Here is an 11,739-nt window from a genome sequence, read left to right on the forward strand (position 1 = left end):
AGAAGCGATGGACTGGAAACCGCCCCTGTTGCTGCTGGCCCTGGCCCCGGCCCTCGCCGCCGCCGGGCCGAGGCACGACGAAGGGATCGCCTGGCGGGCGATCCCGGGTGGAAGCTTCCGTTCATCGGTACGCTTCGAGGAAACGGCCGGCACGCTGCCGGTGGCGTCCTACGCCCTGATGGAACGGCCGGTGAGCAATGCCCAGTTCGCCGCCTTCCTCGCCCGCCAGCCGCGCTGGCGGCGCGACCACGCGCCGTCGCTGTTCTCCAGCCCGGCCTACCTGGGCCACTGGGCCCAGGCCGACGTGCCCGGCGCCGCCATCGACCCGCATGCGCCGGTGGTCCATGTCACCTGGTACGCCGCCGACGCGTACTGCCGCGAACAGGGTGCGCGCCTGCCCACCTTCCTGGAGTGGGAGTACGCCGCGGCCGCCGGACCGGCGCGCCGCGACGCACGCGGCGACCGCGGCTGGCGCATGCGCCAGGTCGACGACGGCACGCCCAGGGCGATGGATGCGCAGGCCGATGCGCCGGCCAATGCCTATGGCGTGCGCGGCCTGCACGGCGCGTACTGGGAATGGAGCGCGGACTTCGCCTCCCTGCTCGGTGAAGGCGATCGCCGCGGCCAGGACGACGGCGACAGCCTGCGCTACTGCGGCGCCACCGCGCTGGCCTTCAGCGACCCGGGCGACTACGGCGTGGTCAAGCGCTTCGTGCTGCTGTCGGCGCTGCAACCACGCGACACCCTCGGCAACCTCGGTTTCCGCTGTGCAAGGAGCCAGCCATGACCCTGTCCTTTCCGCGCCTGCCCGTCCCGGTGGCGCTGGCGCTTGTATCCGTGCTGGCTGCCTGCCCGCTGCAGGCGGCTGACCGCGATGCCGCTGCCCTCCCGGGCGACTCGCTCTACCAGCTCGACGCGCGCGCCGTCGACGCGCACGGCCGTCCGCTGCAATGGTCGGACCTGGCCGGCAGGCCGCAGCTGGTGTCGATGTTCTATGCCAACTGCCACCTGATGTGTCCGCTGATCATCGAGAACGCCAAGGCGGTGCAGAAGCAGTTGCCCGCGGCCAGCGGCGCGCGCCTCGGCGTGGCGATGGTCAGCCTGGATCCGCAGCGCGACACGCCTGCGGCGCTGGGGCGGGTCGCCCGCGACCATCGCGTGCCCGAGGACTGGCGCTTCCTGCGCCCGGCCATCGACGACGTGCGCGCGCTTGCCAGCGTGCTGGACGTGCGCTACCGCTTCCGCGAGGACGGCAGCATCAACCACACCAGCGTGCTGGTCCTGCTCGATGCACAGGGGCGAGAATTGGCCCGCTCGGAAGTCGAGGGCATCGCGCCCGACCCGGCCTTCGTCGAGCAGGTCCGCCTCGCCGTGGCATCGTCCCCCTGACGACGGCGCGTGCGCCGTCCCGACCCATCCTCCCACCACACCGCAACAGGAGTACCCATGAACGCCACCCGCACCCTCCTCGCCCTCGCCCTGCTCGGCGCCGCCGGCATGGCCCACGCCGCGGGCAACTGCACCATCGCGCTCAAGGGCGACGACGCGATGAAGTTCGACCTCAAGGAAGCCACCGTTTCGGCCGGCTGCGCCACCATCACCATCGAGCTGACCCACACCGGCAAGCTGCCGGCCACCGCGATGGGCCACAACGTCGTCATCTCCAAGACCGCCGACCTGGCGGGACTGGCGCGCGACGGGATCAAGGCCGGTGCCGCCAAGGACTACCTCCCCGCGGGCGATGCCCGTGCGATCGCGCACACGAAGATCATCGGCGGCGGCGAGAAGACCAAGGTCACCTTCCCCGGCAAGGCGCTCACCGCCGGCGGCGACTACAGCTTCTTCTGCAGCTTCCCCGGCCACTCCACCCTGATGAAGGGCAAGCTGGTCGTCACCAAGTAACCCACCTCCCCGGTGGTTGCGCCGTGCCGCCGGGTCGACGGCGGCACGGTCCTTTTTTCCCGCCGCCCGCCTTGCGACGGAAGCGGCGTCGTGGAGCGCGCGCATGCAACTCGACATCCCCCTCCAAGGCCGCCAGGTCGACGTAGCCCGCATCGAGCAGCGCTTGCTGGAGGCGGACCCGGCCGTCGTGGTGGATCGCGACCCGGCCACCGGCCACCTGCGCATCTCCACCTGCGCCGGCCGCGACGAGGTCGCCGCCCTCCTGCGCGCGACCGGGCTCGCGGTCCAGGAAGGCGACATCGCAATCGTCCCCTCGGTCTGCTGCGGTGGCTGCAGCGGTTGAGGCGGCTGCTGCGCGCCGCCTAGGCGCGCAACGGCGAAGATCACTTTCCCGCCGTGGATGCCTGCCGCGTACCGGCCGGCAACGCCGTTGCGCGGATGCGCCTGCGAGGCGGCAACGCGGGTAGCGGCGGCTCAGTCCCTGCGCTCGCGGACGACGCAGCGGAAGCCGACATGGCTGGTGGAGGTGTCTACCGGCTGCGCCATGCGCGCGGCAGGACGGTAGCGCCGGCAGTAGTTGGGCGCGCAGGCGTGCGATCCGCCCTTGGTGACGCGGCGCGGGATGCGTACCTGGGGGCTGCGCGGATCGATGCTGTCGTCGCGGTCGCCGCCGCGCGGATTCTCCCGGGTGCAGCAGCTGCGCACGATGGCGCCATGCTCCTGGTACCAGTCGCTGGTCCATTCCCACACGTTGCCGATCATGTCGTGCAGGCCGTAGCCATTGGCCGGGAACGCGCCCACCGGCGAGGTGAACTCCCACCCGTCCAGCCGCAGGTTCTCCCAGGGAAACTCCCCCTGCCAGGTATTGGCCATGTAGCGGCCGCCGGGAACCAGTTCGTCGCCCCAGGCGAACTCGGTGCCGTCGTTGCCGCCCTTGCTGGCGTACTCCCACTCGGCCTCGCTCGGCAGTTCCTTGCCGACCCATTGCGCGTAAGCCGCCGCGTCCTCGTAGGCCACGTGCACCACCGGGTGGTCCTCGTGGCCCTTGATCGAACTGCCCGGCCCGCGCGGATGGCGCCAGTCCGCGCCGGCGACGTACTGCCACCAGTTGTAGTGGTTGGCCAGGTCGACCCGTCCCGGCGGCGGCACCAGCACGACGGAAGAAGGGGCCAGCAGTGCCGGATCGGCACCGGGGTAGTCCGCCGGGTCGGCCGGCTTCTCGGCCAGCGTCACGTGGCCCGTGGCATCGACGAAGCGGGCGAAGTCACGGTTCGTCACTACATGGCGGTCGATCCAGAAAGCATCCACCCGCACCCTGTGCGCGGGCTTCTCCTCCGCGTAGTGGTGGTCCGACCCCATGGTGAAGGCCCCGCCCCCGATGCGCACCATGCCGTCCAGCGACAACGCCATGCCTGCCTCCCTGCCCCGGTCCGGGCCACGCCCGCCAGCGTATACCGGCGCATGCACCGTCGCCATCGGGCCGACCGCGATCGTGCGAAACACCGGGCGGTCCGGTGGTCACACGGGAGGGGCACGTGATCGCCCGCGGCCGCTCCTCCGGTCATCCCCGCCAGCACGTTGCCGATGGCGAAGGCCCTGGGCGCATGGACGAGCGCGACCGGTACGTGACCCCGTCGGTGCCCGCCTTCAGTCCCACTCCATCCGGAACCAGGCCTGCAGAGACTGCCCGGGCGCGAGCACGCGCGGGGCGATGTTGAACGCGTCGGCCGGCCCGGTCTGCGGTTCGATGCAGGTGCTGTGCGCGGTCTCGTCGTAGACCACCCAGTGGTCGCAGTCCGACCTCAGCCGCAGGCGCTGGCCGTGGCGATGGACGATGACTTCCTGCGTGTTGACGAAGCAGTCGTCCCAGGGACCGGGGGTCGGTGCGACCGGCGGCATCGTGGCGATGCCATGGCCGTCCCGCGGATAGATCGCCGCGGGATGGAACTCGATCCGCCCGGGCTTGCGCAGCCACGGATGCCAGCCGAAGGCGACCGGCATGGGCTGGTCGCCGGCGCCCACCGACAATGTCATCGCCAGCGTGCGCGGGCCGACCTCGATCCGCTGCAGCGCGCTGCCACCGAACGGCCAGCGGCGGTCCCGCGGCAACGCCAGCGACAGCTCGATGCGGTCGGCAGCGTGCGCATCGACCTGCCAGGGCAGCCACATCGACACGCCGTGGATCGCGTGCCCGCCGAGGTTGGCCGGCAACTGCCATTGCCGGCCGGCGAACTCGAAGCGGCCGTCGCGGATGCGTCCGGCCCACGGCAGCATCGGATAGCTGCCCCAGGCGATGGCGGCCGGGAAGCCGTCGTCGGGACCCACCAGTTGCTCCACGCCCTGGTAGCGGATCTGCGCGATGCGCCCGCCGGCCTGCGGGGCGATTTCCAGCTGGAGCTCGCCGCTGCCGATCCGCAGCAACGGCCCGGGGGCGAGCGGTGCTTCGGGATCGCCTGCCTCGGCCGACCCGTCGCCGCCTTCGTCAGACACCATAGGGATTGATCGGGACGATGCGTCCTTCCGCATCGTGCTGCAGCTCGACCATCTTCACCGAGCGCAGGTGGGTGACGCCGCCCGACAGCAGGGAGTCGTGGTAGAACAGGTACCAGCGGCCCTCGTACTCGCAGATCGAATGGTGCGTGGTCCAGCCCACCACCGGGCGCAGCACCTGGCCCTGGTAGGTGAACGGGCCATACGGGTTGTCGCCGACCGCGTAGCACAGCAGGTGGGTGTTGCCGGTGGAGTACGACAGGTAGTAACGGCCCTCGTACTTGTGCAGCCAGGGCCCTTCGAAGTAGCGGCGGTTGTGGTCGTCCGCGCGCAGGGGCCGGCCCTGCTCGTCGAGGATCTGCACTTCGCGGGTGGGCTCGTCCAGCTCCAGCATGTCCGCGCGCAGGCGGGCGATGCGCGGACCAAGCGCCGGCTCGCCGTCGCCCGGCTCCTCGTTGCCGGCGTCGTAGGCATTGTCGCGGTACTTCTGCAGCTGGCCGCCCCAGATGCCGCCGAACAGCAGGTAGTGCTCGCCGTCGTCGTCGGCGAACACCGAGGGATCGATCGAGTAGGTGCCATCGATGGGCCGGGGCTGGGGCGTGAACGGCCCGGCCGGGCGCTCGCCGACCGCCACGCCGATCCGGAACAGGCCCTCGGCGGTCTTGGCGGGGAAGTACAGGTAGTAGCGGCCATCGCGGCAGGCGGCATCCGGCGCCCACATCTGCCGCTCGGCCCAGGGCACCTCGCTCACGTGCAGCGCCAGCCCGCAATCGGTGGCCGGGCCGTCGGGCGAGTCCATCGACAGGACGTGGTAGTCCTCCATGCAGAAGTGCGCGCCGTCGTCGTTGAACGCCACCCCGCCCTCGATGTCGTGCGAGCAGTAGACGTACAGCTTGCCCTCGAACACGTGCGCCGATGGATCGGCGGTGTAGATGTGCGTGACCAGCGGCTGGGAGATGGCGCGGGCGGCGAGGTCCTTCAGGTCCTCGTCCAGCGCGGGCGTTTCGTTTGAGGGTTGGTCTGCCATTGCCGTTTCGGCTCCTCGTGTGTTCATGCCGGCGCTCCGGACGCGGCCCGGCGCTGGGCCAGCTCGCGCTCGATGCGCGACTCCATGGGCTTGTTGATCTCGTAGAAGAACAGCAGCGCCACGCAGGCCAGGAACGGCAGCGAGGCGTAGACGCTCACCGCCAGGCGGATGCCGTCGACGGCCTGCTGCGGCTGGGTGGGCGCACCCGCCTGGTACGCGTAGTGGGCCAGGATCCCCGCGACCAGCGCGCCGCCGATGCTCAGGCCCAGCTTCAGGCCGCACAGCATGGCCGAGAAAATGATCGCCGTGGCCCGGCGGTGGTTCTTCCACTCCGAGTAGTCGGCCACGTCCGCGATCATCGCCCACAGCAGCGGGATGGTGATGCCGTAGAAGAAGCCGTGCAGCACCTGCGACAGGAACACCACGCCGATCGCATCCGGTGGGTAGAAGTAGAAGCCGAGCAGGAACAGCGTGGAGACGAACAGCGCGATGCCGAACACGTCGCGCTTGCCGAAGCGGTCGGCGAGCTTCTTGGAGAAGCCGATGCCGACGATCATGAAGATGATGCCGCCTGCGTTGAACAGGCTGAAGGCGGAGGTCGCCGCGTCTTCCGGCCACTGGAACTCGGTCAGGCCGATGCCGGTGAGCAGCGCGTTGAGCCCGTCGATGAAGCCGTTGAAGCCGACCCACTGCAGGAACGCGGCCAGCGCCGCCTCGTCGAGGTAGTACTCAAAGTAGTAGACGTAGGTGCCACCCTTCAGCGCCAGGTTGGTGAACACCAGGATGGTCAGCACCAGCATCACCAGCCACGGCCGGTTGGTGGCGAGGTCGGCCAGGTCCTGGCGGATGCTGGACTTCTGCTCCGGAGCCGGTACCACGCGCTCGCGGGTGGTGGCGAAGGTGATCAGGAGGAACACGGTACCGACGATCGCGAACAGCATCATCGCGTTGTGGAAGCCCTGCACCTTGTCGCCGCCACCGAGGATCAGCACCAGCGGCAGCAGCAGCGACTGCACCACCAGCTGCGCGATCATCACCGCCACGAAGCGGTACGCCGACAGGCTGTTGCGCTGGCCCATGTTGCCGGTAAGCACGCCGCTGAGCGCCGCATACGGGAGGTTGTTGGCCGCGTAGACCAGCACCAGCAGGGTGTAGGTCGCGGCCGCGTAGAAGACCTTGCCCTGCGGGCCGAGGTCGGGCGTGCTGAAGGCCAGCAGCGACAGTGCGCCGAACGGCACCGCCGTCCACAGCACCCACGGCCTGAACTTGCCCCAGCGGCTCTCAGTGCGGTCGGCCAGCACCGCCACCAGCGGAGTGAAGGCGAAGGCGCCGAGCAGGCCGACCACGAAGATGATCGTCGCCGCGGTGCCCGCGGGGATGCCGAACACATCGGTGTAGAAGAACGCCAGGAAGGTGATCAGCGTCTGGAAGATCAGGTTGGCGGCGAGGTCGCCCAGGCTGTAGCCAACCTTTTCGGTGACGCTGAGGGTTTCCTGCTGGGTACTCATGTTGCCTCGTTGCTGTCTGTCGGATAGGGGTCGGCGAAGGCCGGCTCCGGTTCCCCGAGCGCTACCCGCCCCCCGGCGCCAGGCGCAGGGGGGCGGGAATGATTCATCGAAAGGATGCCGGCGGATCGAGCCTTACCAAGATCCCCGCACGCCGAGCATCACCGTGCGACCCGGCTCGTAGTACTCGTACGGTGCGTTCTCGAACGCGAAGTACTGGCCGCGCGACTGCTCCTCGGTCAGGTTCTGGATGTTGAGGGTGAGCTGCGGCCGGGTCGGCAGGGAGTTGAAAGTGTAGCTGGCCGACAGGTCGAGCTGGTCCTTGTCGTAGAAGTAGCGTCGGGCGTAGGTGACGCCATTCTCGTTCAAACCGCTGGTCGGGAAAGCATCGGTGTGGTTGTAGGAGACGCGGATGGAAGCGACGTCGTTTTCCCAGTAGAGCGTGGTGTTCCACATCACCGGCGCGATGCCGTAGAGGTTGCCGGCGAGCGCGGTGGCCTGCCGGCCATGGGTGCTCAGGTCGATGTCACTGTAGTTGGCCATGAAACCCAGGCCGTCAAAGACGAAGTCCAGCGGCTGCACCCAGATAGCTTCCCACCCGCGGATACGCAGCGTCGCGTCCGCGTTGACCTGCTGGGTGACGTTGACGGTCGCCGCGTTGGGGCCACCACGCAGGTCGATCGCCGCCTGCTGGGTGTCGCCCAGGTCGTCGTAGGGAACGCCCAGCTGGAGGAACGGGATGGTCCGGGTGCCCTGGTAGGTGTAACCCTCCACTTCCTTCTGGAACAGGGTGAGACCGACCATGCCTTCGTCGCCGGTATACCACTCCGCACCCAGGTCCAGGTTGTCGGACAGGTAGGGCTTGAGGTCCGGGTTGCCCTGGCTGGCCTGGGTCGCCGACGGATCGGTGAAGCTGGTGGCCGGCAGCATCGAACTCGGGTTCGGCCGCGTCATGGTCCGCGACGCGGCAAAGCGCACCACCCAGTCGTCGGCCACGTCCCAGGCAAGGTTCATCGACGGCAGCGACTGGCGGTAGTCGCCGCTCAGGGTCTGGTACTGGCGCACGCCGCCGATGGTCACCGGACCGGTGATGTCCTGCTGGGTCGCGACGAAGCGGACACCGGCGTTGTAGCGCAGGTTCCGTCCGAACAGGTCCCAGTCGCCATTGGCCTCGATGTACGCGCCGATGTTGGTCTCGGCGATGGCGCCGGACGGCGTGCCGGTGGAGGTGTTGTTGTTCGTATCCGTATTCCGGGCGGCGTACTCGTGCCAGTCGGTCGCGTCCTTGAACGCATCGTAGTCGAAGGTGATGAAGCCGAACGGGCCAGGAACGAGGTAGTTCACCAGCTCGGCGTCGGTGATCGTCGCCTGGACGTGTGCGAAGTAGTCAGGGTTGGAGGAAGAGACCAGGCGCCTGGATACCTCGTCGTAGGCCAGGCCGAAGCGCAGGTTGCGGCTGTCCTCGCCAAACTGGAAGTCTACCCGGCCGCTGGTCGTCTCGGTCTCGCGCCTCTCGGAGTCGGTGTTGAAACGCCCCCCCGCGATGGTCCAGCCAGCCGCGGGATCGTTCAGGTCGAGCTCGCTGGTGATCACCGGCAGGTCGCCGGTGCCATCGTAGGTGACGTTGGTGTAGGGCGAATTGACGAAGAAGGTCGGCAGCGAACGATCCATCTCGCTGCGGCTGTGGCTGGCCTGGGCGTCGACGCGCACGCTGTCGCCTATCCACCAGGTGGCACCGGGGTTGATCCGCCAGTAGTCCGCGTCCTGGATGAACGGACGCGCCTCCAGGAAGTATTGCGCGTTGGCGAATGTGGCCGTCTGCACCACCCAGTTCTGGTCCGTGGGCGCCGATCCCGGGTCGCCACCATCGATTGTCATGTCGATGGGGATCAGCTGGCCGCTACGGCCGATCAGGTTCATGTCCACGCGGTTGTTTACCGTGTGCTTCTTCGTGTACATCAGGTCGAGGTAGTAGTGCGCTGCCTCGGACGGTCGCCACTCGAGCGAGGCGACATAGGCGTCCCGGTCGCTGTCGCCGGCGGTGTGCATCGGACGCGCCAGCCGCGGGATCAGCGCCTCGCTGATCTGCTCAATGGTCAGGCCGGGATTGTTGGCCAGCAGCCAGGCCTGGTCGATGGTCTGTCCAGGGACCAGGCCGGCACGAATGTTCGACGGCCGGTCCGGCACCGTGTTGGGAATGCTCCAGTTGCCGCCGCCATATACGTTGCACGCCGGCGCCTGGCTGTTGGCCGCACTGCCGGGCGGCGGTGTGAGGCCGCATTGCTGCCAGGTCAGGCCCGGGTTGGTCCAGCCGATGGATTCGAAGCCGGTGGCACCGGTCTTGCCGCGGACAATCGAGGCGCCGCCGAGCACGCCGAAGGTGCCTTCCTCATTGGTCCAGCTGCCGAACACCGAGCCGCGCGGCGAGATCTTGTCGACGACCTCGTTGCGGTCGAACTGCAGGTTGTAGACACCATGAGTGCCGGGGTTGTCGAACGGGCGCACGCTGCGCATGTCGACCACACCGCCGATGCCACCTTCCTGGAGGCTGGCCTTGGATGACTTGTTCACCGTGAGCTGACTGAAGAACTCGGTCGGGAACAGGTTCAGGTCGACTTCGCGGTTGCCATTGCCATCGATCAGGCCCACCGAGGCGGTTGCGACCTCGCCCCCGTTGATGAGGGTCTTGGTGAAGCTGTTGCCGAGGCCGCGGATGGCCACGTTCAAGCCTTCGCCGTTGACGTCGCGCTGCAGCTGGATGCCCGGCACGCGCATCAGCGACTCCGCGATGTTCTGGTCGGGGAACTTGCCGATGTCCTCGGCAAAGATCGAATCAGTGAAGCCGGTCGCATCCCGCTTGGCCTGGGTCGAGTACTGGATGCTCTGGCGGAACCCCCTGACCTGCACGCTGTCGAGCTGCGTGACCTCGTCGGCGGGATTTGCCTCGGCCGGCGGCGCGGGAGTGGCGGCTTGTTCCTGCGCCATTGCCGCAGTGGACACGCCGAGGATGCCCAGGGCGACTGCGCTCGAAAGCGCGCTTCTTGCCAGAAGTTTCTGCACCGTACTCCCCTCCCGTTTCTGGTGATGTGCCGCCTGCCTGGGTGGCGGACGGTAGGCGTCGTAACGTGGATGCAGGAACCGGTGGACACGGTCCGGAGCCAAGCCTGCCGACGGTCGCCGGATGGTAGCGCTACCACTCCTGGGCGTGCACGCTGCATAGCAACATGGCCATCGGCCCCGGCCCGGCGCAGCCGCGGAATGATGCAATGCACCATGTTTTCAGCGGTTTCCCGCCGGTTCGCATGCCCACGGAGGCGAATTGGGCATGTGCGCCGTGCTGTGATAATGATAGCGCTATCAGCAGAACCGGCCCCCGGGCCGCGCCCTGGGAGGGGCGTGACATGCATCACGCGCGATTGGGCCGGCGCATCGCCGGCGTGCCGGCATGAGTGTCGAAACCGTCGCCGGGGCGGCGGCGCGACCGGTCGGGCGCTACCGCTGGCGCGTCTGCGCGATGCTGCTGGCGGCGACCACGATCAACTACATCGACCGCCAGGTACTGGGCGTGCTGGCGCCGTTCCTGCAGGACGAGATCGGCTGGAGCGAGATCCAGTACGGCTACATCGTCATGGCCTTCCAGGGCGCCTATGCGATCGGCCTGCTCTGCGCCGGCGCGCTGATCGACCGCTTCGGCACGAGGATCGGCTATGCGCTGGCGATCAGCGTGTGGTCGCTGGCGGCGATGGGCCATGCACTGGCGGCCAGCGTGGCCGGCTTCGTCGTCGCCCGCTTCCTGCTCGGCCTGGGCGAGGCCGGCAATTTCCCCGCGGCGATCAAGACCGTGGCCGAGTGGTTCCCGCGGCGCGAGCGCGCGTTCGCCGTCGGCATCTTCAATGCCGGTTCCAACATCGGCGCGATCGTTGCGCCGCTGATGGTTCCGGTCGTGGCGGCGGCGTGGGGCTGGCAGGCGGCGTTCCTGTGCACCGGCGTGCTCAGCGCCGCCTGGCTGGTGACGTGGCTGGTGTTCTACCGCACGCCGGAACAGCACCCGAAGCTGTCGGCGGCCGAACTGGCGCACATCCGCAGCGATCCGCCCGAGCCGGCGGTGAAGGTGCCGTGGCTGCAGCTGCTGCGCCACCGCCAGGCCTGGGCGTTCGTCGCGGCGAAGTTCATCACCGACCCGGTGTGGTGGCTGTTCCTGTTCTGGCTGGGCAAGTTCCTGGCGTCCGAGTACGAGCTGTCGCTGGCGAAGATCGGCCTGCCGATGATCGTGGTCTACCTGATGGCCGACGTGGGCTCCATCGCCGGCGGCTGGCTCGCGGGGCGCTTCATGCGCCTGGGCTGGAGCGCCAACCGCGCGCGCAAGGGCGCGATGCTGGTCTGCGCACTGTGCGTGGCGCCGGTGACCCTGGTCACCCAGGTCGACAACCTGTGGCTGGCGGTGGGCCTGATCGGCCTGGCGATGGCCGGCCACCAGGGCTGGTCGGCCAATGTGCTGACCCTGCCTTCGGACATGTTCCCGCGGCAGACGGTGGCCTCGGTGGTGGGCATCGGCGGTTTCGCCGGCGCCTTCGGCGGCATGGGCATGTCGTACTTCACCGGCAGCCAGCTGCAGTCCACCGGCAGCTACGGCACGGTCTTCCTCATCGCCGGCTCGGCCTACCTGGTCGCGCTGCTGTGCGTGCACCTGCTGGCGCCGCGGCTGGAACCGGCGCCGTTCGACATGCCGCGGCCGCCCGGCGGCTAGGCCCGCGCCCAACCCGTCCATGGCGTGACCGCGAAGTTCCCGTGTCGCCGCGGTCCACAGGTACCGAG

The 11,739-nt window shown here is 68.8% G+C and carries 10 protein-coding genes; 5 read left to right on the plus strand and 5 right to left on the minus strand.

The annotated features are described in order from the left end of the window. Positions 1–7 precede the first annotated feature (7 nt). From ABKA19_RS15455 to ABKA19_RS15470, 4 genes are all read left to right on the plus strand, one after another. The gene (locus ABKA19_RS15455; protein ID WP_353689652.1) at positions 8–787 is read left to right on the plus strand and encodes a formylglycine-generating enzyme family protein; all 780 of its coding nucleotides are present in this window, start codon (positions 8–10) and stop codon (positions 785–787) included. After that, a complete protein-coding gene (locus ABKA19_RS15460; RefSeq protein WP_353689653.1) occupies positions 784–1,389 on the plus strand; it encodes an SCO family protein in 606 nt (201 codons plus the stop codon). The genes ABKA19_RS15455 and ABKA19_RS15460 overlap by 4 nt, the downstream gene beginning before the upstream one ends. Positions 1,390–1,446: 57 nt before the next feature. Further along, on the plus strand, positions 1,447–1,902 hold the full coding sequence (gene azu, locus ABKA19_RS15465) for an azurin (RefSeq protein ID WP_353689654.1): 456 nt from the start codon (positions 1,447–1,449) through the stop codon (positions 1,900–1,902). 103 nt (positions 1,903–2,005) lie between these two features. Next, positions 2,006–2,245, plus strand: a complete 240-nt coding sequence (locus ABKA19_RS15470; protein ID WP_162377922.1) for a hypothetical protein — start codon at positions 2,006–2,008, stop codon at positions 2,243–2,245. A 131-nt stretch (positions 2,246–2,376) separates the two neighbouring features. Here ABKA19_RS15470 and ABKA19_RS15475 read toward each other — a convergent pair whose 3' ends face one another. The 5 genes from ABKA19_RS15475 to ABKA19_RS15495 all read right to left on the minus strand — a co-directional run bounded on the left by ABKA19_RS15475 (position 2,377) and on the right by ABKA19_RS15495 (position 9,984). After that, positions 2,377–3,312: a formylglycine-generating enzyme family protein gene (locus ABKA19_RS15475; RefSeq protein ID WP_353689655.1), complete on the minus strand. Its 936-nt coding sequence runs from the start codon at positions 3,310–3,312 to the stop codon at positions 2,377–2,379. 237 nt (positions 3,313–3,549) lie between these two features. Then, a complete protein-coding gene (locus tag ABKA19_RS15480; protein WP_353689656.1) occupies positions 3,550–4,395 on the minus strand; it encodes an aldose 1-epimerase in 846 nt (281 codons plus the stop codon). Next, positions 4,385–5,419 (minus strand): glycoside hydrolase family 43 protein, encoded by a 1,035-nt coding sequence (locus tag ABKA19_RS15485; RefSeq protein WP_353689657.1) that lies wholly within the window; start codon positions 5,417–5,419, stop codon positions 4,385–4,387. The genes ABKA19_RS15480 and ABKA19_RS15485 overlap by 11 nt, the downstream gene beginning before the upstream one ends. Positions 5,420–5,442: 23 nt before the next feature. Next, the gene (locus ABKA19_RS15490; RefSeq protein WP_353689658.1) at positions 5,443–6,927 is read right to left on the minus strand and encodes an MFS transporter; all 1,485 of its coding nucleotides are present in this window, start codon (positions 6,925–6,927) and stop codon (positions 5,443–5,445) included. A 132-nt stretch (positions 6,928–7,059) separates the two neighbouring features. Next, complete coding sequence (locus ABKA19_RS15495; RefSeq protein WP_353689659.1) at positions 7,060–9,984, minus strand: TonB-dependent receptor; 2,925 nt, start codon at positions 9,982–9,984, stop codon at positions 7,060–7,062. Positions 9,985–10,369: 385 nt separating this feature from the next. Between ABKA19_RS15495 and ABKA19_RS15500 the strand changes: the two genes are divergently transcribed. Then, positions 10,370–11,671 carry an MFS transporter gene (locus ABKA19_RS15500; protein WP_353689660.1) on the plus strand — a complete coding sequence of 434 codons (1,302 nt, stop codon included), beginning with the start codon at positions 10,370–10,372 and terminating at the stop codon, positions 11,669–11,671. The last annotated feature ends 68 nt before the right edge of the window (positions 11,672–11,739 follow it).

The sequence above is a fragment of the Pseudoxanthomonas sp. Soil82 genome (genome assembly GCF_040446535.1).
GTDB classification, from domain to species: domain Bacteria; phylum Pseudomonadota; class Gammaproteobacteria; order Xanthomonadales; family Xanthomonadaceae; genus Pseudoxanthomonas; species Pseudoxanthomonas kaohsiungensis.

Bases quoted from the DNA above. Each gene is read 5' to 3' on its own strand.
- ABKA19_RS15500 (WP_353689660.1), top strand. From the start codon at position 10,370: ATGAGTGTCGAAACCGTCGCCGGGGCGGCGGCGCGACCGGTCGGGCGC.
- ABKA19_RS15480 (WP_353689656.1), bottom strand. From the start codon at position 4,395: ATGGTGTCTGACGAAGGCGGCGACGGGTCGGCCGAGGCAGGCGATCCC.
- ABKA19_RS15460 (WP_353689653.1), top strand. From the start codon at position 784: ATGACCCTGTCCTTTCCGCGCCTGCCCGTCCCGGTGGCGCTGGCGCTT.
- ABKA19_RS15490 (WP_353689658.1), bottom strand. From the start codon at position 6,927: ATGAGTACCCAGCAGGAAACCCTCAGCGTCACCGAAAAGGTTGGCTAC.
- ABKA19_RS15485 (WP_353689657.1), bottom strand. From the start codon at position 5,419: ATGGCAGACCAACCCTCAAACGAAACGCCCGCGCTGGACGAGGACCTG.
- ABKA19_RS15455 (WP_353689652.1), top strand. From the start codon at position 8: ATGGACTGGAAACCGCCCCTGTTGCTGCTGGCCCTGGCCCCGGCCCTC.
- ABKA19_RS15475 (WP_353689655.1), bottom strand. From the start codon at position 3,312: ATGGCGTTGTCGCTGGACGGCATGGTGCGCATCGGGGGCGGGGCCTTC.
- ABKA19_RS15470 (WP_162377922.1), top strand. From the start codon at position 2,006: ATGCAACTCGACATCCCCCTCCAAGGCCGCCAGGTCGACGTAGCCCGC.
- azu (WP_353689654.1), top strand. From the start codon at position 1,447: ATGAACGCCACCCGCACCCTCCTCGCCCTCGCCCTGCTCGGCGCCGCC.